This is a genomic window from Staphylococcus sp. 11262D007BW (assembly GCF_053547815.1).
This window is the reverse complement of record NZ_JBPWPJ010000001.1, coordinates 1,909,432-1,935,129: the sequence shown is the minus strand read 5'-3', so window position 1 is coordinate 1,935,129 and position 25,698 is coordinate 1,909,432. Positions and strand designations below refer to the sequence as shown.

The 25,698-nt window shown below is 38.7% G+C and carries 17 protein-coding genes; 11 read left to right on the top strand and 6 right to left on the bottom strand.

Going from position 1 to position 25,698, the window contains the following annotated elements; genetic code table 11:
- Positions 1–152: 152 nt before the first annotated feature.
- Positions 153–1,583: an MDR family MFS transporter gene (locus tag ACEE93_RS09460; protein WP_449154360.1), complete on the top strand. Its 1,431-nt coding sequence runs from the start codon at positions 153–155 to the stop codon at positions 1,581–1,583.
- 183 nt (positions 1,584–1,766) lie between these two features.
- On the opposite strand, the gene ACEE93_RS09455 is transcribed toward ACEE93_RS09460, so the two are convergent.
- From ACEE93_RS09455 to ACEE93_RS09440, 4 genes are all read right to left on the bottom strand, one after another.
- Positions 1,767–2,207 (bottom strand): hypothetical protein, encoded by a 441-nt coding sequence (locus ACEE93_RS09455; RefSeq protein WP_449156298.1) that lies wholly within the window; start codon positions 2,205–2,207, stop codon positions 1,767–1,769.
- 83 nt (positions 2,208–2,290) lie between these two features.
- Positions 2,291–2,878, bottom strand: a complete 588-nt coding sequence (gene mhqD / locus ACEE93_RS09450) for a methylhydroquinone degradation carboxylesterase MhqD (protein WP_449156299.1) — start codon at positions 2,876–2,878, stop codon at positions 2,291–2,293.
- The gene (gene mhqE / locus ACEE93_RS09445; RefSeq protein ID WP_449156300.1) at positions 2,879–3,853 is read right to left on the bottom strand and encodes a ring-cleaving dioxygenase MhqE; all 975 of its coding nucleotides are present in this window, start codon (positions 3,851–3,853) and stop codon (positions 2,879–2,881) included. It lies immediately after the preceding gene.
- Between the two features lie 26 nt (positions 3,854–3,879).
- On the bottom strand, positions 3,880–4,305 hold the full coding sequence (locus ACEE93_RS09440; RefSeq protein WP_449156301.1) for a MarR family winged helix-turn-helix transcriptional regulator: 426 nt from the start codon (positions 4,303–4,305) through the stop codon (positions 3,880–3,882).
- Positions 4,306–4,452: 147 nt separating this feature from the next.
- Here ACEE93_RS09440 and ACEE93_RS09435 point away from each other — a divergent pair, with 147 nt between their 5' ends.
- Complete coding sequence (locus ACEE93_RS09435) at positions 4,453–4,731, top strand: GNAT family N-acetyltransferase (RefSeq protein WP_449156302.1); 279 nt, start codon at positions 4,453–4,455, stop codon at positions 4,729–4,731.
- Between the two features lie 166 nt (positions 4,732–4,897).
- Here the strand turns inward: ACEE93_RS09435 and ACEE93_RS09430 are convergent, their stop codons facing one another.
- On the bottom strand, positions 4,898–5,809 hold the full coding sequence (locus ACEE93_RS09430; protein WP_449156303.1) for a DUF5996 family protein: 912 nt from the start codon (positions 5,807–5,809) through the stop codon (positions 4,898–4,900).
- 203 nt (positions 5,810–6,012) lie between these two features.
- Positions 6,013–6,528: a YceI family protein gene (locus tag ACEE93_RS09425; protein WP_449156304.1), complete on the bottom strand. Its 516-nt coding sequence runs from the start codon at positions 6,526–6,528 to the stop codon at positions 6,013–6,015.
- Positions 6,529–6,877: 349 nt separating this feature from the next.
- Here ACEE93_RS09425 and ACEE93_RS09420 point away from each other — a divergent pair, with 349 nt between their 5' ends.
- From ACEE93_RS09420 to ACEE93_RS09380, 9 genes are all read left to right on the top strand, one after another.
- Positions 6,878–7,321, top strand: a complete 444-nt coding sequence (locus ACEE93_RS09420) for a Dps family protein (RefSeq protein ID WP_449156305.1) — start codon at positions 6,878–6,880, stop codon at positions 7,319–7,321.
- A gap of 777 nt (positions 7,322–8,098) precedes the next feature.
- The gene (gene ausA / locus ACEE93_RS09415; protein WP_449156306.1) at positions 8,099–15,244 is read left to right on the top strand and encodes an aureusimine non-ribosomal peptide synthetase AusA; all 7,146 of its coding nucleotides are present in this window, start codon (positions 8,099–8,101) and stop codon (positions 15,242–15,244) included.
- A gap of 149 nt (positions 15,245–15,393) precedes the next feature.
- Entirely contained in the window at positions 15,394–15,873 is a 480-nt protein-coding gene (locus ACEE93_RS09410) for a 4'-phosphopantetheinyl transferase family protein (RefSeq protein ID WP_449156525.1), read from the top strand.
- A 143-nt stretch (positions 15,874–16,016) separates the two neighbouring features.
- The gene (locus tag ACEE93_RS09405; protein WP_449156308.1) at positions 16,017–17,066 is read left to right on the top strand and encodes an ABC transporter permease; all 1,050 of its coding nucleotides are present in this window, start codon (positions 16,017–16,019) and stop codon (positions 17,064–17,066) included.
- A 9-nt stretch (positions 17,067–17,075) separates the two neighbouring features.
- Positions 17,076–17,741, top strand: a complete 666-nt coding sequence (locus tag ACEE93_RS09400; protein WP_449156309.1) for an ABC transporter ATP-binding protein — start codon at positions 17,076–17,078, stop codon at positions 17,739–17,741.
- Positions 17,742–17,847: 106 nt separating this feature from the next.
- Entirely contained in the window at positions 17,848–18,633 is a 786-nt protein-coding gene (locus tag ACEE93_RS09395; protein WP_449156310.1) for an arylamine N-acetyltransferase, read from the top strand.
- Positions 18,634–18,647: 14 nt separating this feature from the next.
- A complete protein-coding gene (locus ACEE93_RS09390; RefSeq protein WP_449156311.1) occupies positions 18,648–19,229 on the top strand; it encodes a TetR/AcrR family transcriptional regulator in 582 nt (193 codons plus the stop codon).
- 750 nt (positions 19,230–19,979) lie between these two features.
- Complete coding sequence (locus ACEE93_RS09385) at positions 19,980–20,537, top strand: isochorismatase family protein (protein ID WP_449156312.1); 558 nt, start codon at positions 19,980–19,982, stop codon at positions 20,535–20,537.
- 351 nt (positions 20,538–20,888) lie between these two features.
- Positions 20,889–25,634, top strand: coding sequence for a YPDG domain-containing protein (locus tag ACEE93_RS09380; protein WP_449156524.1), 4,746 nt, complete (start codon positions 20,889–20,891; stop codon positions 25,632–25,634).
- Positions 25,635–25,698 lie beyond the last annotated feature (64 nt).

Below are 25,698 nucleotides of genomic sequence, written 5' to 3'. Positions count from 1 at the left end.
ATTCCGTCCAATCAATTAAAAAATTATCATTTCGTGTTTATAATCGATAATATAAAAATTTAACGAAAAAACGATGTAAATCAGTTGAATGTTGAAATTGATAAGCGTAAACTGTCTTAACGTGAAAAAAGAATAAGGTTAGGAGGATTCAATTGAGTGAACAAGTAATGACACCCAAAAAACGAAATATCATCGTTTCGATTATGTTACTAAGTGCATTCGTCGCAATGCTGAATCAAACGATTTTAAATACTGCATTACCTGCTATTATTTCTGATTTAGGCGTTAGTGAAACAATAGCACAATGGCTTATTACAGGTTTTATGCTTGTCAGTGGTATTATGATTCCACTTACAGCGTTTTTGATTGATCGTTATACAACGAGACAATTATATATTTTTTCGATGGTTTCCTTTTTAATAGGTTCCATTATTGCAGCTGCTGCACCGACATTTTCAATATTACTGATTGGCCGTTTAATTCAAGCGGTCGGCGCAGGTATTTTATTACCACTTATGCAATTTATTGTATTTATGGTCTTCCCACAAGATAAAAAAGGATTTGCGATGGGACTGACAGGGGTTGTTGCCCAATCCGCACCTGCGATTGGTCCAACCTTAACAGGTATGCTTATTGATTTTTCAAGTTGGCATTTACCATTTATTATCATTGTTGTCATTTCAATCATCGCATTTGCTGTAGGTATTTTTGCTGTGGACAATGTTGGTACTACAAAAGCAACAACGCTTGATAAACGTTCAGTTGTTTATTCTACAATAGGTTTCGGTTTAATGCTTTATGCTTTCAGTATTTTAGGACAAACTGGACCACTTTCTCCATTATTTATCATTAGTTTAATTTTAGGTATTGTGATTGTCGTAGTATTCACAAGACGTCAATTGCATATCGACAAACCTTTACTAGAAATGCGCGTCTTCAAAAATAAAACATTCACACTTTCAGCTATAGCTTCAGTGATGATCTATATTGGTATCGTTGGTCCTGCACTATTGATTCCAATTTATGTTCAAACAGGCTTAGGCTTATCAGCATTTTTATCAGGTCTCGTTATTTTACCTGGGGCAGTTGTGAATGCCTTCATGTCAATTTATACTGGTAAAATTTATGACAAATATGGTATGAAAGTACTTGTCATTCCTGGATTTACGTTATTAACAATTATGACAATTTTACACGTCTTCTTAACAAAAGATACACCATTCTGGTATGTCGTGTTAATTTATGCAGTGCGTATGTTCTCTGTAGCACTTGTGATGATGCCGATGAATACAGCAGGCTTAAACGCATTAGCTCCAAAAAATGTATCACACGGTAACGCGATTATGAACTCATTACGTATCGTTGCTGGTGCAATGGGTACAGCGTTAAGTATTACGATACTTTCTATGATATCTCGTCAGTTTATTGCTGCTAATGGTGCTTCAGAAATGGTATTAAGAGAAGCAACAATCAAAGGTGTTAACGGTGCCTTTGTCTTTACAACAGTCTTAATTGTGATTGGCTTTATCGTGTCATTAGGTATACGTGAATCACAAGCTAGAAATAACAATAACACCCAATAAGTTATAAAAAAGTGGTAAGACAGTCTATATGAGGATAGAGTGTCTTACCACTTTTTATATGTAGAAACTATTTTATAGAAACGTTCGTCTGCTCGCTATTTGCTCGCATGCATAACGTGCACTCGCTCATAGTGCACGTAATCACATCGAACTCTGACCGCAGCACTCCGCACTTTTACTTTGTTATATACTTAATTCTTTTAAGCTGACGATGGATTTTTTGTCTTGGATGCGGCCTTTTTGGTCAACTTCATAGGTTAATGGTGTGGTTTTGATGAATAGTGATTCTGGGTTTACGGATGTGATGATGTGCGCGTTTTTAAGATGTGGATGTTGTTGAATGAAAGCATCGACATCTTTTTTTGAATTTTTAAAGACAAGATATAGATTGGGTATGGCTGCGCGATTGTTTAATTCTTTAAAAATACGCTGACATACGGTGCAGTTTGTGCTGACGATCATCATGTAATTTTTGGATGCATTTAATTTAACGGATGATGGGACAGGAAATGTGCTTGAAATAGGTAAACCGCTCATTTCACGGCGTGTTTTATTAAGTTTGTTATTTAAAAAGAGTTGGATGATGATTACGATAATCAATAAAATAATCATTACTATAAGCATGGATGGACCTCCTTAATATGCGTACATTATAGCACAGCAAAAAAGGGACAAAAATCGATTTGATGTTTGTCCCTTTAGCGTGTTTAAAGTACTTTTTTAGCAGCGTTTAATGCGTCTGCATTAATTTCATGACTGTTCACCCAATGTGTTGTCAGTGCTGCGCCATGGTTTTTAAATAAATCAACGACATGTTCACTTTGATCGAGTGTAACGATTGGATCATTTTCACCCATCGATAAAAAGATTTCTTTACCAGATAAATCAAGGTCATCTGATACTGATAATGGGTAAAGCGGTGCGAATAATAGTCCTTTTTGGTAAGGCATGTTGTCATCTAACAATAAGCTAATTGCGATATTAGCCCCGTTAGAAAATCCAACTAAAATCACATTTTCAAGGTCGAATTGATATTGTTTTGAAGCATCTTGTAAAAACTCATGCAGTTCTTGTGTGCGATATTTCAAATCTTCTACGTCATATTGGCCTTCACCGTGACGTTTGAAGAAACGATTCATTCCATTTTCTGAGACATTTCCACGGACCCCTAGCACATTATAAGTTGGGTCGAGGTATTCCGCGACAGGTAATAAATCGCGCTCTGTGCCACCTGTACCATGTAACAAAACAAAAGTAGGTTGTGATGGGTCACCTTGTTGAAAGATGTGTTCCATTTATGATTCCTCCTCTGAAGTGTTGCGTTGTGTATTAAATGGTCGTATTTCTGATTCGATATAGTCACGGCGTTCTTCTAAAAATGGTGGTAATGATAAAGACTCACCAAGTGTTTCGTATGGTTCATCTTCCATAAAACCAGGGCCATCAGTGGATAATTCAATTAAAATGTGACCGATACGTGCGTATAATGCTTTGAAATAAAAACGCTCAACAATGCCTGAACTTCTTAAACCGACATTATTATATTTTTCAAACCATGATTCAAGCGCTTCAAGGTCATCTACACGGAAAGAAACATGGTGAACTTCGCCATAACCTTGACGGCTTTCAACACCTGTATCTTTACGTAAAATCACTTGGCCACCATTACCGCCATCTCCTACTTCGAGTATAGTGACATCATCTGCTTCTTCAGCAATTTGCATGTTATAAAGTTCCATTAATGTTTGTTTGAATTCTTCATAATAGCTGACTGTGATTTCGATAGGGCCTAAACCATAAATCGCTTTGTCTGTTGGCACTGGTCCATTTTGCCAAGGTGTACCAGGTGCGACACCTGTATTATTTTCATCAGAAATTAATTGATATTTTTGGCCATCTTCTTCTTCAAAACGTAATACTTTTTTACCAAATAGTTCGTCGATGTCGTCATGTTTCACATCGAATGAGTCAAAACGGTCTTTATAATACTCAAGCGCAGCATCGTTAGGAACGCGGAAGGAAGGGCGGCTAATAGAGTTTGTGCCAGCGCGTCCTTTAGGCGCATTAGGAAAATCGAAAAATGTCATATCTGTACCGGCATGACCGACATCATCTGCAAAAAATGTGTGATATGTGTAAATGTCATCTTGGTTTACTGTTTTTTTAACAAGGCGCATGCCTAAGATATCTGTGAAAAAGTGATAGTTTCGTTCAGCATCGTCTGTCATCGCTGTAACATGGTGGATACCTTTTAATGGATATTGAGTCATCAATAACACTCCTTTAAATGAATTTTTTATGAACGTGTGTGCAATGTTTTTAATGTTTGTTGAAGCGTTTGTAGCGCTTCATCGGATAATGACGAAAAGGCAGATGCGATTGTGTCAGCATGTTGTGGGAAAATATCTTCCATTAAAGATTGGCCTTTTTCAGTTAATGATGCATAACTGACGCGTTTGTCATCTTTAGACTGGCGACGTTGTATAAACCCTTTATCTTCTAAGTTTTTAATGACATAAGATGTACTGCTACTAGCAATTAAAATGCGTTCTTGAATGCGTTGAATTGTGTGTTCACCTTTGTTGTAGAGTAGTTCAAGAACAGCAAATTCGGTAACATTTAATCCATATGATTTTACATCTTGGCTGACAAGTTTATCTAATTGATCATTAATGCGTTTTAAACCGATAAATGTTTTAAGTGCGGTTTCTGTTCGATCCAAACGAATCACCTACCCTTTCAATTTATTTCGAATTCGAGATAATTATAACGTGAGCGATAGGTCATGTAAAGTTTTTAGTTTATTTTTTATATCGATGTGGAAAAGAGAAGTAAGTACGATATCAAATTAACAAAGGAGAGAGTAGATATGGCAGAGATTAAACATGGTGACAATAAGTTTTATGTTGGTGAAAATGAAGATAACGTTGATGCATTAATGACGTATGTGCCAACTGGGAATAGCATCATTATTATTGACCATACAGAAGTAGGGGAATCACTACGAGGTCAAGGTGTAGGTAAACAACTTGTTGAAGCGGCTGTAGATTACGCGCGTAAAGAAGGTATTAAAATTCATGCGACATGCCCATTTGCTAAAGGGGTATTAGAAGAAAACGAAGCATATCATGACGTATTTGAACAATAAAGTATAGAGCCCCTTAGCTTGAGCTATTTACGCTCAAACTAAGGGGATTTTTTGAGGGTTAAATCAGTAGTAACATGTTACATGTAACAATGAATCATTAGAAAAATATCAAAAGTTTTTTGCTAACTACCTCAAAAAACCACCCATATTAGGGGTGGTTTTCTGATTAATACGGTTTTTGTTGAATTTGATTGTCTTTCATTTTAAGTGGAATTTCGTAATAATGACAGTTTTGCCAAGATAAATGATCTTTAAAGATATGGAAGCCTTGATTGAAAAATGTATTAAGTGTGTCCACTGCTTGAGGTGTCATGTCTTTTAACTCATAAATCAGTTCGGTTAATTGCGTGTCGAAATAAGCGTCCTCGACAAGCGGTTGATTAAAGGTGAAATCACTATCCACAAACGGGTACGGTAAGACGAAAAATGTTGGACCCTCAAATTGTGCATCTCCAAACCAGAAGCCAAACTCAATAAAATGCTCATCAAACGCTGCATATTCAATCGTTTGAGACGGTTTAAACATTTCATGAAGTGTGTTGTAGTTAATAATCGCTGAAATATCAAACGTTCCCCAGAATAGACCGGGTTTCACTTTACGCGCACGAAATGGCGCTACAAAATGCTCGAGTGCACGTGTCGCAAAAGTCATTAACTCAAGTGCTTTTTGACTGATAGTAGGTTGATAATGGTGGTGCTTAGTATCTTGATCAAATGGCGTCTGGTCTTCCACCTCTTGAGGTGTGGTATTGATAGTGACCGGAATACCAAATTGATTAAGCGTATCTTGAATGGCATGATAATAATCTTGCACACTCGTACCATCTTTTAACGGAATTTCTTCGATATGTTGCGCTGTTTCAATGATAATAAGGTGACGCACAAGGTCTACACTGAGGCTGTAAGTGTTTTGTTTATAATACAACATACCTGTCGTAAAGCCACGTGGTGTTACTGTTAATGTAACGTGTGCCCACTGAGGTTCTTGAAATGCACTTTCTAATTTATGTTTACCGAGAATTTGAGCTAAACGATGTAACGTATCTTTTTCATTTTGCCACTCTGCTATTTTTAACATAATAGAGCACTCCTTTATAGATTAATTGAATATTACCATAATAATTGAGAGAATTTTCAACCTTCTTAGCTTCACTTTATCATAATGATAATAAAAAGAGAATTTAAAAACGACTAGCGAGATTGTCTCACTAGCCGTTGCAAATGGGATATTAATTTTAGATTGTAATTAAAGCTTTTTAGAACTCAGTTTGATACTAATCTCTATTCTTCAATAGCGAATTCGCCGTTAAATTCGAAATTAACGTTGCGGCTTAATAATACGCCACCAGTTTCTAATTTTTGGTTGAAACTCATACCATATTTTTCACGGTCGATTTGGCCTTTTACAGTGAAACCTGCTACTTTACCACCGCTTAATGGGTTATCGCTAATACCTAAGTATTCAAAGTCAAACGTTTCTTCGTGTGTTTGACCAGCAAGTGTTAATTCACCTGTAATGCTGTTTTCATCTGCTTTAGTTGTTTTGAATACAATTTGTTTATTTTCTTCAACATTAAAGAAGTCAGCTGATTTTAAATGAGCGTCACGATCAGCGTTACCAGTGTCGATAGAATCTACATTAATAGTAGTAACTGATTGTAAAGAAGATAGATCATCTAAGTCACCTGTTACTTCAACATCATAATCCTTGAATGTTCCTTTAACTTTAGAAACCATTAAATGTTTTACTGAAAATTCTAATGTACTGTGTACTGGATCAAATTTTAAATTAGTCATAGATTCATACCTCCGAATAATTATTTGAAATTATAGTAACATGATATAAAAAATATATCACATCATCTGTTTTGTGCAAAGGGCTTTGCTTATAGAAAAGGTAAGAATGTATATTTTATATACCTCGGCGGATAATCATTAAACATAATGGGATATGACGAGCAACATCATTATCATTTATTAGTTTGTAAATGATAATAGAGAAAAGTTTGACAAATTTGTTAAAAATAAGTAAATAGGATTAGAAAACCGGGAAAGTGGATAAATATATAGTAAGTTGAAAGATAGTCTTTACAAATTAGAATTATTCTAATATAATAATGACTATAAATAGTTGGAGGTATGTAATATGACTAATCAAACAGAAGTAGTAAAAGTTTTAAACGAACAAGTATCAAACTGGACAGTATTATTTACTAAATTGCATAATTTCCATTGGTATGTAAAAGGACCTAACTTCTTCTCATTACATGAAAAATTTGAAGAATTATATACTGAAGCAAGCCAATATGTAGATGACTTAGCTGAACGTATTTTAGCAATTGGCGGTAATCCAGTTGCAACATTAAAAGAATCTTTAGAGATCTCAATCATTGAAGAAGCTGAAGGTAGCTATTCAGCAAAAGAAATGGTTGATGCATTATCAAAAGACTTCGTAAAAGTGTCAGAACAACTTGAAAACGCAATCGAAGTCGCAGGCAAAGCAGAAGACGATGTTACAGAAGACATGTTCATCGGCATGAAAACAGACATCGACAAACACAACTGGATGTTACAATCATATTTAGCATAAAAGTGTGGGCAATTGCGTTCAGGATTCGAAGTAATACCTAGGGACAAGCGAAAATCGCTCTTTGATTTTAGCGCGTCACGTAGTATTATCGAGAATCCTGCAATTGGAAACCGGATTAAATAAAAGTGTGAAGTGCTGCGGTCAGAACTCGAGCAAAATCGAGCGTCGAACTCAAACCGGTTTTTGGTTTTAGTGAGGCGACTCATTTTGTCGAGAGTTTTGCAGCACGGAGCCGGATTAAAACAAAGTGCGGAAGAAAGCGGTTTGGCCCCGAGCAAAATCGCCCAGGAAGCAGAATTAGAAACACTTTGAACTTAGTGAATTAGCGTTTCTTATGCATGCGAGCGTTAGCGAGCAGGCGAACCTTTGTAACGATGCGCCCTGGGCTTTTTGTTGAGGGGACAGCTTTCTGGAGCCGGATTATTCTAATTTGGAGAACAATAGAAACAGTAATAGTGAGCAGGCGAACCTTTTCACACGAGTAAAATCGCCCACGTAAATCTTTCTTATAAAAGGAAACATTCAAACTGATGTGTATCAGTCTCAGTTAAGGAATAGGTAAATAGTAGTATTGTTTGGGTCAAGGTACAACAAAACGTTGTAACCTTGACTTTTTTTATCGGAATAAAATGATATTCGTTCTAATTTTTCAGTAATTTTAAATTTATATAAATATTATTGATATAAATTGAAGTTGATATAGTTAGGGCGTATGATAGTGGGTAGATTTTGAGATGAACATTTTGGTAGTTTAAATTTTTTAGGAAGAAGGTTTTTATGACTATGTTCAATCATCCATCTGTTATACAACAGTACTACTATCAACTCGCGCAACAAGATCAATTATCGCTACATTGTTATGCTATGCCGTTACCTTCAACGGTCAATGATGAACGTTTGATGCTTGCTTTAACACAACTTGTTCAACAACAGCCTGCTTTACGTTGTTCGTTTGAGGAGGTTCAATCTAATGTCTATTACAACGTGCATCAATTCGTGCCGTTTATTGAAGTAATCGACACAAATATAGACTCCGCTTCAACCGATTTAGACGAAGCGTTTCATTCTTACTTTACATTATCTCGCTTAACTACGTATACACTTTGCCAATTTAAAATTATCCATTATATAGATACAGCTTATTTATTGTTGGCGTTTAGTCCATTAGTATGTGATGGCCTATCCATGCCTACTATATTAGACCAATTGAATCAACTTTATGACAATCCGCTTCGATCGATGGCTTTGACTGAGTCATTAACGGCAGTTTTACGCCATCATTATCACTATCGTCAATCAGCTGATCACCGCGATGCACTCAATCAGTGGCGACATGATTACAGTGATTTACAAACACCTCATCACTATATGCCAGTGCGGTACTATACACCCTCAACGCAACTCGAGTGGAAAGAGGTTGTGCTTGAAGAGGAAAATCTGACACTCGATGACATCTACAGCAGTATTATTTTGGCGAATCATATCATCGGGCGTTCATCAGAGGTACTCGTAGGTGTAACCACACCAATATTAGGAGAAGTGCCGCCTTCTTTAGTAATGCCAAGATTGGGTATTTTACCACTTCAAATAGACGTAGAGGCCACAGCTTCATTCGAAACGTTGCGCCACCAATTATCCACACAAGTAGCCAATATGCATCATCTAGCGCATATCAACTTGTCGGATTTGGTTGCTCAAAGTGAAGGATTCCCGTTTGAAACAGTGATTCACACTGAAGAGACCCAGTTTGTCGGTACGTTAGCAAATCAACCATGTGAAGTCACTTTACTTAAACCAACTACAACACTGGCAGATATTGATATTTACTGCCAGTCGCAGGACGAAGGTTATGCGATTAAAGTACTGTATGATACTCAACAGTTTGATGCATTGACGATCAATACATATATGTCATTAATGCAAACGTTATGTCTCCAAGGCGTCAATCAACCAGAGCGTCAGATTGATGAGATGACTTTACAAACGTCAGACCACGAAGCGGAAGTATATGCACGACTTAATAAAGTGCAAGATGTGCCATTGCATACAGTCACAGCATTGTTTGAAACACAAGTGCAGCAACATGCGGATCGCACAGCACTACGGTTTGGCGATCAAACACTGACGTACCAAGCATTGGATGAATGTACCAATCAAATTGCACGCCAATTAAGACAAAAAGGCGTCCAGCCGAATGAATATGTTGCGATTATGGCGGAGCGTAGTTTAGAAATGGTGATTGGGATATTGGGCATTATTAAAGCAGGTGCGGCTTATGTGCCGATCGATACCAATTACCCAGAGTCACGGATTCACTATATTATAGAAGATTGTCAGCCATCACTCATGCTCGTTCATGAGGTAGAAGTCGATACTTCCATACCAACGATGCCGATTCGTGATTTAATGCACGGCGATGCGATGCCATTGTCAGATATTAATACAATAGAAGATGATGTCTACATGATTTATACATCAGGTACGACAGGTAAACCTAAAGGCACACGGATCATGCATAAAAGTATCGATCGACTTGTAAAACATGCTGATTATGTACCATTAAATGAACGTACGGTGATTGCTTTATCGGGGTCTATTGCGTTCGATGCCGTCACATTTGAGATTTACGGCGCATTATTGAATGGTGGCGAGTTGGTTATCACGTCTAAAGAGGATTTACTTCAGCCGATGAAATTAAAACACACTATTGAGCGCTATCATATTAATACCATGTGGTTAACCGCTTCATTATTCAATCAAATTGTCAGTGAACAGGTGGAAGCACTCGAATCATTGTCTTACTTATTAATTGGGGGAGAAGCTTTAACACCAAAATGGGTCGATATTCTGAATCAACGTCCGCATCACCCACAAATTATTAATGGCTATGGCCCAACGGAAAGTACGACTTTTACGACGACGTATGCGATTCCTGAGCAATTGCCACAGCGTATTCCAATTGGTGAACCGATTCCTCAGACTTCCGTTTATGTTATGCAAGGCATGAGACGTTGTGGTATTGGTGTACCAGGTGAATTATGTATTGGTGGCGATGGACTTGCGAAAGGCTATTTAAATCACCCAGAAATGACAGCAGAACGCTTTATCGATAATCCATTTGGGGCAGGACGTCTGTATCGCAGTGGGGATTTAGTGAGACTGCAAGCAGATGGCCAAATTGATTATTTAGGTCGTATCGATGACCAAGTTAAAATTCGTGGTTTCCGCATCGAACTATCAGAAATTGAACGCGTCATGACCCACATCAATGGTATTAATAAAGCGATTGTAGTCGTGCAAGAAAGAGACGGTGATAAAGTATTAAATGCCTATTATGAAGGGCCTCAAGCACTGTCCAGTCGTGCATTAAAAGAGACATTAGGAGAACAGTTGCCAAGTTATATGATTCCGGTGCATTTTAAACATATTCATCAAATGCCAACGACAGTGAACGGTAAGATTGATCGTCGCGCGCTACCGACTATTGATATGGCAGACCATCAACATTATGTAGCCCCAACGACAGAGGTAGAACGTCAGCTTTGCCAAATCTTTGAAGATATTTTACATGTGGAACAAGTTGGTATTACTGATAACTTTTTCGAATTAGGCGGACACTCATTAAAGGCCACACGTGTGGTGAATCGTATTGAACAAGTGCTACATAAAACACTTAAAGTGAGAGATATCATGAAATCTCCGACAGTCCAACAACTGGCAGATATTGTAGCCCATCAAAGTGAAGAGGGAATTGCGCCGATTCCTAAAGCAACACCACAACCTAATCATCATTATCCTGTCAGTGTCGTGCAAAGAGGGATGTATTTAGTGTGGCAATTGAATCCTAATGAGAGGGTGTATAATGTGCCGTTTATATGGAAATTAAGTGCGCCACTAGATGTAGAGCGGTTATATCAAGCGTGTCGTCAATTGATTGAACGCCATGAAATCTTACGCACACAATTTCATATGGTAGAGGACCGTTTGTATCAAGTGATTCAAGATGACGTAGAGCCAGATTTTAAAGAAATCTCAGTGAAGATGACATCTGAACAGGATTTAATTCAACAACTAACTGTCCCATTTGATTTAGAAAATGACCGATTAATGCGGGTTCGATATGTGCGTACGCAAGCAGGCCCTTATTTGTTTATAGATACACACCATAGTATCAATGATGGGATGAGTCAGACGTTGCTCATTCATGAACTAAATATGTTGTATCAACATAAGACATTGCCACTTGCGACGCATCAATACAAAGATTATAGCGAATGGATGAATACGAAAGATATGACGCAAGATCAGGCTTATTGGAAAGCGTTATTAAGCGATGACTTACCTATTTTGGACTTACCAACAGATTTTCCAAGACCTCGTGTTAAAAGTGCTGAAGGGGGTATGGTTCACTTTCCGTTGAGCGAGACGATGACGTCACACATTAAAGCATATATCCAACGTCATGATGTAACGGATTTTATGTTTTTTATGAGTAGTGTGATGGTGTTATTGAGTAAATATAGTCGTCAAGAAGATATCGTGATGGGGAGTGTCATGAGTGCACGGACGCATCCAGATACTGAAAAAATGTTAGGGATGTTTGCGAATAGTCTTGTTTTTCGTGGCCAACCTCAAGCGAATAAGTCATGGTTAACGTTTTTAAATGAAATGAAAACGATGAGTTTATCGGCATATGAACATCAAGATTATCCATTTGCGGAATTAGTAGAAGATTTGGTGACAGAGCGAGATGCATCGCGCCATCCTTTATTTGATGTAATGTTAGTGCGTCAAAATAACGAAGTCAATCATGCGCATTTTGGTCATAGTCAATTGACGCATATTTCACCGATGAGTACGACGGCTAAGTTTGATTTGTCCTTTATTATTGAAGAGGATGCCAATCATTTTATTTTTAACGTGGAATACCGCACAGACCTATTTAAATCAAGTACTGTGGAACGGATGTGTCGTCAGTTGGAAGGTATCATGGAAGCGGTAATGTCTGTAGAAGATATGGCTATTGCAGAGATACCAACTGCGTCAAATACTATGTTGGAATGGGTTAAGACGCATGTGTCACAAGATTATGTAGATTACCCGCGTGACGTTACAATTCCAGACATGTTACGTCGAAGTGTTGATAAGGCACCGGATGCGACTGCGTTAGTCTGTGATAATAAACGTTATACTTTCCAAACAGTGTACAATCATGCCTCTATGATTGCGCGTGATTTAATGAAACAAGGGCTGCGTAAAGGGGATCGCGTGGCCATTATGATGCACAGAGGTCACGACATGATAGAAGCTATGTTAGGCGCAGCGTTGCTCGGCTGTCCTTATGTGCCGATTGACCCGTCTTATCCGTCGCAAAGAATCGACTTTATATTAAAAGATGCAGAAGTCAAAGCTGTGTTGACCACAGGAATAGAGATTGAAAGGACGTATGTACAACTTAATGTTAAAGAAATCCTATCAGATAGTACTCAAGAGGAAATAGAAGCGATCTATCCTCATATTGATGCGCATGATGTGCTGTACGTCATCTATACGTCGGGGACAACAGGGCAACCTAAAGGGGTTCAAGTCACACATCGCAATGTGATGCGTTTGGTTGAAAGTTGGTCTGAGGTGCTGCAGCTTCAACCAGAGGATGTGATTTTGCATTATGAAAATATCGTATTTGATGCATCGGTTTGGTCGATGTATTGTGCGTTATTCAAACAGGTGCCATTGGTCATTGCTACTGATGCAGAGCGACTGGATGTAGGTGCTTTAGAATCGTTAATGGCGCAACAAAATGTGACGATTGCGTCGATTCCGGTCCAAGTTTGTATGTTGATGGAAAACTATCATTTAAGATGTTTAGTCACTGGAGGTTCAGTCAGCACCCCTGCATTGTTAGAACGCGTACTGCCACATGTTGAACAATACTTTAATGCGTATGGACCGACTGAAACAACGGTCATTGCGACAGCTTGGCCTTATGTAGAACAGGAACATATGACTACTGTGCCTATCGGACGGCCTTTACCAAACGTTGAAGCGTATGTAATGGCAAATGGTCAATTGTGTGGCGTAGGTGTGCCTGGAGAATTGTGTATTGCAGGAGATACAGTCTCGAAAGGCTATTTAAAACGCCCCGACTTAAACCAAAGCGCATTTGTAGCGAATCCATTTGGGCCAGGAAAGATGTATCGTACCGGCGATTTGGTGCGCTATCTTGAAAATGGAGATATTGCCTATTTAGGCCGTATTGATCAACAGCAAAAAGTGAATGGTTACCGTATTGAATTAGACGAAATTACGAACACGATGAACCGTGTGTCAGGTGTGGTTGATAGTGCAATTAAAGTGGATCGCACAGGTGACTCGGAACAATTAATGGCCTATTACGTAGCTGATACAGAAATGGCGGATGTATTACGGGAAACATTGGGTCATCAATTACCACATTACATGGTACCGAACATATGGTACCGTTTAGAAGCGCTCCCGTTAACACCGAATGGTAAGTTAGATGTAGCACAACTGCCTACACAATCTATGCCAGAAAGACAAGTGACTGCACCGCGCAATGAGACAGAGCGGCACTTTGTAGAAGCATTTGAACAAGTACTGAATCTGTCTCCAATTGGAATTGACGATGACTTTTTTGAACTAGGTGGGACGTCTCTTGCAACGATGAAAGTCGTGACGTTATTAAAAGACATGGGTGAACGCTGTACAATGCAAATGCTGTACCAACATAAAACGATTCGTCATATTATGGCGCATCATCACGTGCCGGAATTCAATGTCCCGGGAAATATTGAGCGATTAAATGAGACGATTCGTCATAATCAATTACCGTTACCTTCTATACAACAAACTGATTTAGGTAATGTGTTATTGACCGGGGCAACGGGCTTTTTAGGTGCCTATTTAATACACGCTATGAGCCGTTATGCGCAAGAGATATACTGTATCGTCCGTGATAAGGATGAAAATGAGGCACGCCAACGTCTACGAAATAACTTACAATGTTATTTTGAAGCTCCGACGCTGGAACATTTAATGTCAAAAGTGACGATATTGGAAGGTGCGTTCGAACAACCACTGGACCATCTGACGCAAACGATCGACACGGTCATTCATGCCGGTGCTCGCACAGATCACTTCGGGGAAGAGGCGGACTTTTATAAAGCAAATGTTGAAAGTACGGAACATCTGATTCATTTTGCGCAACAGGCAAATGCTAAGTTGATTTACATTTCGACGATGAGTGTAGGGACATCTTTTGTGGAAGGTGCGTCAGATGTAACATTTTCTGAAAAGGATAGCTATAAAGGCCAGTTACTGACATCGCCTTATACACGCAGTAAATTGTATGCTGAATTTAAAGTGTTAGAAGCGGTGCGTGCAGGTTTGGATGCGAAAATCATGCGTATCGGTAATTTAACAAGCAGTCGTCATGGCCACGTAGCGATGAAACAAATGAAGACGAATCGTTTTTCAATCGTTATGCATGGGTTAACACAACTACAGGTCATCAGTCAGAGTTTGGCCAAAGCACCAGTGAACTTTTCTTTTGTGGATGAAGCGGCGGAAACTGTCGTTCAATGTGCACGCATTCAATCCTCGACGGTGAATGTATTTCATGTGACCAACCCACATGAGTATACGATGAAAGAAGTTGTGGAACGTGCGACAGGTCATACATTGAACGTAGTGGATGATGCGACCTTTGAAAGTGCGGTACGTGAGCATCATTTATATGCTTTGGATGGACTGATTGAAACCGAAACATATGAACAACCAGCTGAAGTAGCTCAAGCCTACACATTAGCCGTAATGGAGACATTCAACCTTCACTGGTCAACGCCATCTACAGACTGGCTTATACAATGGTCTCAATTAATGAAAGACGTGTTTGAGGATTGATTCTTTATTGTAAAATAGATGAGACAGTGAAACCGCACTTACAGCGACTCATTGAAAGTGACTTTCCTTTTAAGCGACAGCTACCGCCTTATCGTCTGGAAAGTGATCGCCTGAAACATAGGCTAGGAGAGGTGCTCATTCATTATGGATTGGCAACTTATTTTCATCTGACTACAGAGGATTGGCATTTTAACATAGGCACATACGGCAAACCTTATATCGTTTCGGAAACGCCAGTGTATGTCAGTTTATCTTATAGTGAAGAGGTTGTGGCTTGTGCATTGAGTAGGTCGCCTATCGGTCTTGATATTGAAAAGTTAGCACCGATTGAATGGTTAGAGTTAAAGTACCAATTCGCAAAAGATGAGCGTAAGTGGATCACTTCTTTGGAAGACTTTTATACGATTTGGACACGCAAAGAAGCATACAGTAAATTGACCGGAGAAGGATTAACACATGACATTGGTAGATGGAGCGTGTTAGCGCCTCGGGAGTTTGAAGGTCAATCTGTTGCGTTTCATGCATTCGAAAAGAATGATGTGCTGTTCCAAATAGCAGCAGTCGATCAGTTTAAGAAAGTTGATCTACAACTGATTACGATAGCTCAGTGTCTAGAGCTATATAAGTGATGAGAAAGAGGCCGAAGTAGCATCGACGATAATACCGTTGAATGTTACTTCGACTTCTTTTATGAATATATATCTTCATACATATTTGAAATGCTAAAGGGTATATAAAGGCTAAAGACATATCATAGAGAAAGGATGCAGCTATGTTTTTAGCATGGAATGAAATTAGACGAAATAAATTAAAATTTAGTTTAATTATTGGTGTGTTAATCCTCATTAGCTATTTATTGTTTTTATTATCCGGCTTAGCAAAGGGATTAATCAATATGAATACAGAAGGCATCGAGCAATGGGATGCGGATGCGATTGTGCTGAATAAAGATGCTAATCAAACTGTCACTCAATCATTATTTGATAAGGATTTGGTCGCCAATCAATTTGATCAACAAGCGACTTTAAAACAAGCACCGGTAATTGTGTCGAATGGTACCAATGAAGAGAATGCATTACTGTTTGGGACGCAAGCGGACTCCTTTCTGGTTCCTCAATTAATAGAGGGTGACCTGTTTAAAGAAGATAACGACGTTGTAGCCGATCAAACGTTAAAGGATAAGGGCTTTAAAGTGGGCGATACATTAACAATGTCTCAATCTGATGAAAAGTTGAAGATTGTAGGCTTTTCTGAGTCGGCAAAATATAACGCGTCTCCTGTATTATTCGGTAGTGATGAAACAATGGCGAAAGTCAATCCAATGTTAACCGACGATCAAACCAATGCGGTTGTTGTCAAAGATGATCAATGGCGCAATGCCACACTCGATTCGGATTTAGAAGTCATTGCGATCGATGACTTTGTAGAGGGACTGCCTGGTTATCAAGCTCAAAATTTAACGTTAAACTTTATGATTACATTTTTATTTGTTATTTCAGCGACGGTCATTGGCGTCTTTTTATATGTAATTACGTTACAAAAACGTGAGTTATTCGGTGTATTAAAAGCGCAAGGCTTCACAAATGGCTTTCTCGCAAAAGTCGTTGTCGCTCAAACGTTCATTTTAGCACTGATAGGGACATTAATTGGTTTAGCACTCACACTGATGACAGGTACCTTTTTACCGAATGCGGTACCGATTAAATTTGAACCGATAATTTTAATTATCTTTGGTGTCGTACTCATTATCGTCTCGTTATTAGGTAGTTTATTCTCGATTTTAACCATTCGAAAAATTGATCCGTTAAAGGCAATAGGGTAGGTGATAGGTTTGTTAACTTTTGATGCAGTAACAAAACAATTCAAAGACGGAGACCATATGATTGAAGCGGTACATGAAACCTCCTTGCAGTTTGAAGCAGGAGACATTATTGCGATTGTGGGTCCATCAGGTTCGGGGAAAAGTACATTTTTAACGATGGCGGGCGCACTACAAACGCCGTCATCAGGTGCGATATTGATTGATGATGAAGATATTACGACCATGAATCAAAAAGTATTATCCCGTTTACGTATGGAGAAAATTGGTTTCATCTTACAAGCGTCTAACTTAGTGCCATTTTTAACAGTGAAGCAACAATTTGAATTGCTCGCAAAACATAAAAAAGATGTGCTGAGTGAAGCGGACTTTGAAAAATTAATGCAGCAATTAGGATTGGATGCAGTGCAGAACCAATTACCAAGTGAAATCTCTGGCGGTCAGAAGCAACGCGTCGCAATTGCGAAAGCACTCTATACTAATCCTTCCATTATTTTAGCGGATGAACCGACAGCCTCATTAGATACAGATAATGCATTAGCAGTGATGGAAATATTAAAAGAACAAAGTAAATCACGTCAAAAAATATGTATTATTGTGACACATGATGAACGACTCACATCGTATTGTGACAAAGTGTATCATATGAAAGACGGTACTCTTACACAACAAGCGTAATAATCGGGTTATAACGCCTCCTTGAATAAATGGAATGCATTCCGCTTGTAAAAAAAGACCACGTCATCTAATATAGAATAGTATTTGATGATTGAGGAGGTTAATTATGAACTTTAAAGAACTAGAAGAAAAGTTGAACATTAATCATGCGCCAACCTTTAATAATAAAGTAGAAGAAATAGATTATTATGTAAAACAATTTATGTTAACAATCCCATTTGAAAATATCGATGTTCAGAACGGGGTACCTATCTCTTTAGAAATAGAGGATTTATACGATAAAATCGTCCACCGTCATCGTGGCGGCTATTGCTATGAATTAAATGTCTTTTTTAAAGCATTTATTGAACATCATGGATTTAATTCTGTCATGGCTGCGGCAACAATCCATACACCAAGCGGAGGTCGTAGTTTAAATGGGTCTCACATGGCACTAATTACTACAATTGATGACGACAAATATGTCACAGACGTTGGGTTTGGAGATTTACCAACGAAAGCAATGCCTATTACTGAATCAGGCGATGCGACGGTTACAGATGTAAACGGCACATATCGTGCAGTATTGGAAGATGAATATGTATTCGTTCAAAAATATGAACCCGAACAAGAAGAATGGGATACAAAATATCATTTAGAATATAAAGCGCGCACGTTAGATGATTTTTCTTACAATATTTATTACAATCAACATGACCCTAATTCTACATTTGTAAAACGTTTATTGGTCACAATGCCAACAGAAGATGGTCGCATCACAATGTCACAAGACCATTTTACAAAACAAACAAAAGGCAATAAGGAAAAAATTGATGTTACAGCAGACAATTATCGCGACATATTAAGAGAGCACTTCGGAATTGATGAGCGAATAGATCGTATCGAAAAATAAGAAGGTAATATAATATGACTAAACAAGAAAAAACAAAACGTAAAGATGCACAACGCAATGAACAAATCATATTGAAAACAACGAAAGAAATGATTCAGGACAATGATGACATTCTTGCATTAAGTATGGCAGAAGTAGCAAAACGTGCAAACGTTGGTGTAGGGACGTTATATCGTCATTTTGAAAGCAAATCTAAGCTATGCCAAGCTGTCATTGACCATCAAGTTGAAGCAATGTTTAGTGATATTAACAACTTCCTCGAAAAGCATCCTGAGGAATCACTATATAACAGAATATATGGCATATTACGTCATTTGTTAGAACTGAAAGATAATAATTTAAAATTATTACATTTCATTGAAAAACACGGACTGAAATCAAACTCCTTCCTTGGCGTGCCATTTTATAACGAACTACACCAACTCATTTTAGAAGAAATTGACAAAGAAGGCACCCATCAGGACAGCGTATTCCAAGTAGACATGTTACTAAACTGCTTCTCATCAGACATCTACGAATACGAACGATTCACACGAAACTATTCAGTCGAAACCTATATCAAAACACTATTAGATATATTTTTACGTGCACTTTGAACGAAGTGAATTAGTGCACGTTATGCATGCGAACGAAAGTGAGCAGGCGAACCTTAAACCACTTTGAACGAAGTGAGTTAGTGTTCGTTATGCATGCGAATCTTCAAAGTGTGGAGTGCTGCGTTCAGAACTCGAGCAAAATCGAGCGCTGAACTCAAACCGATCTTTGGTTTTAGTGAAGCGTCTCATTTTGTTGAGAGTTTTGCAGCACGAAACCGAATTATTCTAATTTGGGGAGCAATAGAAGTAGAAATAGCGAGCAGGCGAACCTTAAGCCACTTTGAACGAAGTGAGTTAGTGTTCGTTATGGTAAAAAAGTGCGAACAATTGCGTTTATGATTCGAAGTAATACCTAGGGACAAGCGGAAATTGTTTTTTAATTTTTGCGCGTCACGTAGTATTATCGAGAATCCTGCAATTGGTAGCCGGATTAAAAAAGTGTGGATGCTTACGAACAATTCGAACCTAAGTGAGTTAGTGTTCGTTATGCATGCGAGCGAGAGCGAGCAGGCGAACATTTCTTTATGAGCAAAATCGAGCGCTGAACTCAAACCGTTCTTTGGTTTTAGTGAAGCGTCTCATTTTGTTGAGAGTTTTGCAGCATGAAACCGGATTATTCTAATTTGGAGAGCAATAGAAGTAAAAATAGCAAGCAGGCGAACCTTAAGCCACTTTGAACGAAGTGAATTAGAGTTTTAGCCCCGAGCTTAAACTAAGTAAATGAGTTTTTTAAATAAAAGGAGGATAAGTATGATTGATTACCAACGTACAGCCCTTGTGTTAGTGGTTTTACAAAAAGGAATTGTCGGATTAGAAGGACAACCTCATTCAACAGATAAAGTGGTCGATAATGCCAATCAATTAATCAAAGCTTTTCGCGACAATGACGGTTTTATCGCATTTGTTCATGTTAAATTTCATGATGGCCAAGACAAATTAAATCCTAATGCGATGGTGGAATTACCAGATAATGATGATCCATCATTCTCAGATTTTGCAGATCAATTAGATTATCGCGAAGGTGATTATGTAGTAGACAAACGCCATTTTAGTGGCTTCTTTGGTACAGATTTAGATTTACAATTACGTCGTCGCGGTATCGATACAGTGATTATTGGCGGTATTTCAACACATATCGGTGTAGATACGACAGCACGAGATGCTTACCAATATGGATATAATCAATATTTTGTGACTGATATGATGACAGCACCTGCTGAACACTTACATGAGTTTGCGGTTAACAATGTTTTCCCTGTAATGGGTCAAACAATCACAACAGAAGAAATGCTAAAACAACTAAAATAAACGATTATCACTGAAAATAGTCATAAATATAAACATTAAACCATTAAAATGCTAATAATAGCGTGTTAATGGTTTTTTTAATCTTTAATATAAATAGAGCAATCAAACGGAATTAAAAAATGTTTATTTTTCATTCCAAAAGTAGTTATTTTTTAATAAAACGGAAAGGTTAAATTACACAATAGGGCTAACTGTTGACTAATAGGTATAAAATCATCTTTTTTAAGTGAAACCCATATAAATATATTTTCCAATTTACGAATAAATTTTGTTGACTAAGACACAATACGTGGTAAAATTCAATTACTACAAACAATTGTTTTGTACTAACTATATTTATGAGGTGATTTTATGCGTGACAAAAAGAAGCCTAGTTCAAGACGACTAGACTTTCTCCCTAATAGATTTAATCAGTATTCTATTAGGAAGTTTACTGTTGGCACAGCATCTATTTTAATTGGTGCGACATTAATTTTTGGTATTAATACTGAAGATGCCAAAGCAGCAGAACAAGATACTGCAGATGTTGCAAGTTCAGGTGAGACAGGAGAGACAGAAAACACTGACCCGACAGCAGCAGATGTAACCAATACAAGTGATTTAAACGAAAACGATCCAGTTCTATCTGATGAGTTACCACAAGCGGCTCCTTCAGAAGTATCTAATACTACACAACTTGAGGCAGAGGGCTCAAATGAAAGTGTATCGCCAGATTTAGAGGAAGAGAAAACTACTCAATCAGGAGTCTCAACTGAAGAAGAAATAAAAGCAGATGTGCCTACAGAACCAATTCAAGAGGAACAAAGCACACCTCAACCAGATATTGAACCAGCTCAAGATAAATTAAACAATCAACAACCAGAATCAGAGTCAACTTCAAAAGAGATTACGCCTACTGACGGCTCAGATCATACACCGTTAAACAGCGAGGAGAAGAAAGAGGAAAATTCATCTCAAATTGTTAGCGACGAAACACCAAAAACAGGTTCGGATCAATCAGGTACAGTAACAGACGTAAATAACACGGAGGAACCAAAAACTTTAACAAATCCTGTAACACAAGAAGAGGTTTCAGGTGTTCCTGAAGTTAAATCAACATCTTCAGCTGTTACAACAGCAGCGAAGCAGTTAAATGTATCAGAGCAAATATTAGAAGAAGTTGTTAAAGCATCGAATATAGACATCACTCAATTATCAGAAGAAGATGCAAAAGATGAAGTGATTGCTGCTTACTTAGCAACACTTGCTACAGAAAAAGAGAAATATCAACCAAAAGCAACATTACGTCATTATGGTGATACGAATGAGTTAAATAGTCCGTTCCGAATCACACCAGATGATTACTATTTAAAAGAGATTGTTGGTTTAAATGAAATTAACAAATTTAACCAGTACGGTACTATTGAAAATACAATGTACGATACAGCTTTCTTAAATGATAATGGTCAAGGGTATAAGCAAGAACCAGCGCTTAAGTTAACACCTAATACTTCTCGTAATGGTGTTTTAGAGTTAAAAACACAACAATTTGATTTTACTAAAGATTTTGAATTGAGATTTAAAGTAGCGAATTTTGCTACTGGTAAAACAAATAATGCAGATGGTTTTGCTTTTCTTTTCACTCAAGCTTCTGGACAGGAAGTATATAACCAAGGCTCTATTTTAAATAATACGGGTGTACCTAACTCAGGTGGATTTAAAATTGACACAAGTCATACAACTGGCGGACCAGATGGGACTATTTTAAAAGGATCTAACAACGAGGGATATGCTTCTTTTGTAAAAAGTGATGCTTCAGGGACTTCTGTACTTGTAGGGGATAACCCAGATTATTTAAATAAACGATTAAATAACCTACCAGATAAACGCTTTCCAATATTTCAAGCGTCTACTGTTAATAATGAGTCAACTGGTCAACGCTTAATTCCAGTTATTATAAATTACGATGCAACAAATCAAGAATTCACTGCTGAATATCAAAAGAAATCATATATCGTATCATTAAGTGATTTAGGTTTAATTCAAGGCCAAGCTTATAATTTCGATATTGCTTCAACGGTTGATGTGAATGGAGCAGGAGAACGTAAAGCAGGAGAAAGTATTATACAGGTTACAAGTATTGCTATAAATGGGGAGCAAGCAGACGACCATACTCCAAATTATGATAATGGTCGTACTATTCCAGGCAAACCAGTAACAATGCTACAAACAGGTGATAATACGTTACCAACTGAGACTGGTTTTAGTATTCCAGAAGGCGGAGTACCAGCTGGTTGGACAGCAACAATTGATCCAAATAATGGAACGTTGGTAGTAACGCCACCAGCAGACGCTCAACCAGGAGATAAAGCGGATATTCCAGTAACGGTGACATATCCAGATGGCTCAGTGGACAACTTATTACCAAATGTTACTGTTGTAGCGAACAATGCACAAGATAATACACCAAGTTATAACGGTGGAAATACTAAGCCAAATACTCCGGTAGAGATTCCACAAACAGGTGATACAGATGTACCTGACGGGACACAATATGAGGTACCAAATACACCTAACGGCTGGACAGTTAATGTAAATCCGGATAACGGAACAGTAACAGCAACGCCACCAGCGGATGCGACTCCAGGAACAGAAGTTGACATTCCTGTTAAAGTAACATATCCAGACGGTTCGACAGAAGATACAACAGTAAAAGTAACTGTAACGCCGAATGATGCACAAGATAATACACCAGGATACAATGATGGAAGTACAAAACCAAATGTGCCGGTCGAAATTCCACAAACAGGAGACACTGACGTACCAGGAGGTACGAAGTATGAAGTACCGAATACGCCAGACGGCTGGACAGTTAATGTAAATCCAGACAATGGAACAGTAATAGCAATACCACCGGCAGACGCAGAACCAGGAACAGAAGTGGATATTCCAGTTAAGGTAACGTATCCAGATGGATCAACGGAAGATACAACTGTGAAAGTAACTGTAACGCCGAATGATGCGCAGGATAATACACCGGGTTACAACGATGGAAACACAAAACCGAATGTACCGGTAGAAATTCCGCAAACGGGAGACACGGACGTACCAGGAGGTACGAAGTATGAAGTGCCAAATACGCCAGACGGATGGACAGTAGAAGTAAATCCGGATAACGGAACAGTAACGGCAACGCCACCGGCAGACGCAGAACCAGGAACAGAAGTGGATATTCCGGTAAAAGTAACATATCCAGATGGATCAACGGAAGACACAACAGTTAAAGTGACAGTAACACCGAATGACGCCCAAGATAATACGCCAGGATACAACGATGGAAGTACGAAGCCAAATGTACCAGTAGAAATCCCACAAACAGGAGATGCAGATGTGCCGCCAGGAACAAAATACGAAGTCCCTGAGGAAGTACCGACTGGATGGACAGTAGAAGTGAATCCGGATAACGGCACAGTAACAGCAACACCACCAGCGGACGCGATACCAGGAACAGAAGTGGATATTCCGGTTAAAGTGACATATCCAGATGGATCAACAGAAACACCATCAGTGAAAGTAACTGTAACGCCGAATGATGCGCAGGACAATACGCCAGGATACAACGATGGAAGCACAAAACCAAACGTGCCAGTCGAAATCCCACAAACAGGAGATATTGACGTACCAGGAGGTACGAAGTATGAAGTGCCGAACACACCAGACGGATGGACAGTAGAAGTGAATCCAGATAACGGAACAGTAACAGCGACGCCACCGGCAGACGCAGAACCAGGAACAGAAGTGGACATTCCGGTTAAAGTAACATATCCAGACGGTTCAACAGAAGGTACAACTGTAAAAGTGACAGTAACACCGAATGACGCCCAAGATAATACGCCAGGTTACAATGATGGAAGTACGAAGCCGAATGTACTGGTAGAAATTCCACAAACAGGAGATACAGATGTGCCGCCAGGAACAAAATACGAAGTTCCTGAGGAAGTACCGACTGGATGGACAGTGGAAGTAAATCCAGATAACGGAACAGTAACAGTTACACCACCGGCAGACGCAGAACCAGGAACAGAAGTGGATATTCCGGTTAAAGTGACATATCCAGATGGATCAACGGAAGACACAACTGTAAAAGTGACAGTAACACCGAATGACGCCCAAGATAATACGCCAGGATATGACAATGGAAGTACAAAACCAAATGTACCAGTAGAAATCCCACAAACAGGGGACACGGATGTTCCGACAGGAACTCAATATGAAATTCCTGAGGAAGTACCGACTGGATGGACAGTAGAAGTGAATCCGGATAACGGCACAGTAACAGCAACACCACCAGCGGACGCGACACCAGGCACGGAAGTAGATATTCCTGTTAAAGTGACGTATCCAGATGGATCAACAGAAACCCCATCAGTGAAAGTTACAGTAGATCCAAAAGAGGAAGAGCCGAGCGAACCAGAAATGCCGGAAGAGCCAGGCAAAGAGGAGCCGAATGAGCCACAAATGCCAGAAGAACCAGGCAAAGAGGAGCCAAGCGAGCCAGAAATGCCGGAAGAGCCAGGCAAAGAAGAGCCAAGTGAGCCGCAAATGCCAGAAGAAAATACACCAAGCACAGATGAACACGAAAATAATGTTCCAAATAATAATGATAAAGGTGATTCTAACAACATTGATATGAATACACCAAGTGATGATGAACATCATACAACACCATCTATCACTATCGATATGCCACAAATCGGAAATACTCGTGTACCATCAGGTGTTACTTGTGAAGTACCTTCATCAAACTTACCACAAGGTTGGGATGTTGAAGTACAACAAGACCGTGGTGTACTTGTGGTTACACCACCAGCAGAGACGCCATCAGGTACAGTGTGTGAATTCCCTGTAAAAATGACTTATCCAAACGGTATGACAGTGGAAACACCTGTTAAAGTAGTGGTTGACGCACCAGTTAAAGACGATGCAACACAAAATGAGACGCAAGAAATGTTACCGGAAACAGGTCATGAGAGCCAAAATACAACATTATTAGGTTCATTATTAGCAGGTTTAGGATTAACTTATTTCTTCAGACGTCGTCGCAAAGAAGATAAATAATATGTTTTATCATGCAAATTAAGAAAGCTTCGGAGTCTATTTAGGCTCTGAAGCTTCTTTTTGA

What these genes read in the sequence shown, in the direction of transcription:
- ACEE93_RS09455 (WP_449156298.1), bottom strand. Translation starts at nt 2,207, where the DNA reads ATGCTTATAGTAATGATTATTTTATTGATTATCGTAATCATCATCCAA.
- mhqD (WP_449156299.1), bottom strand. Translation starts at nt 2,878, where the DNA reads ATGGAACACATCTTTCAACAAGGTGACCCATCACAACCTACTTTTGTT.
- mhqE (WP_449156300.1), bottom strand. Translation starts at nt 3,853, where the DNA reads ATGACTCAATATCCATTAAAAGGTATCCACCATGTTACAGCGATGACA.
- ACEE93_RS09435 (WP_449156302.1), top strand. Translation starts at nt 4,453, where the DNA reads ATGGCAGAGATTAAACATGGTGACAATAAGTTTTATGTTGGTGAAAAT.
- ACEE93_RS09430 (WP_449156303.1), bottom strand. Translation starts at nt 5,809, where the DNA reads ATGTTAAAAATAGCAGAGTGGCAAAATGAAAAAGATACGTTACATCGT.
- ACEE93_RS09425 (WP_449156304.1), bottom strand. Translation starts at nt 6,528, where the DNA reads ATGACTAATTTAAAATTTGATCCAGTACACAGTACATTAGAATTTTCA.
- ACEE93_RS09420 (WP_449156305.1), top strand. Translation starts at nt 6,878, where the DNA reads ATGACTAATCAAACAGAAGTAGTAAAAGTTTTAAACGAACAAGTATCA.
- ausA (WP_449156306.1), top strand. Translation starts at nt 8,099, where the DNA reads ATGACTATGTTCAATCATCCATCTGTTATACAACAGTACTACTATCAA.
- ACEE93_RS09405 (WP_449156308.1), top strand. Translation starts at nt 16,017, where the DNA reads ATGTTTTTAGCATGGAATGAAATTAGACGAAATAAATTAAAATTTAGT.
- ACEE93_RS09395 (WP_449156310.1), top strand. Translation starts at nt 17,848, where the DNA reads ATGAACTTTAAAGAACTAGAAGAAAAGTTGAACATTAATCATGCGCCA.
- ACEE93_RS09390 (WP_449156311.1), top strand. Translation starts at nt 18,648, where the DNA reads ATGACTAAACAAGAAAAAACAAAACGTAAAGATGCACAACGCAATGAA.
- ACEE93_RS09385 (WP_449156312.1), top strand. Translation starts at nt 19,980, where the DNA reads ATGATTGATTACCAACGTACAGCCCTTGTGTTAGTGGTTTTACAAAAA.
- ACEE93_RS09380 (WP_449156524.1), top strand. Translation starts at nt 20,889, where the DNA reads ATGCGTGACAAAAAGAAGCCTAGTTCAAGACGACTAGACTTTCTCCCT.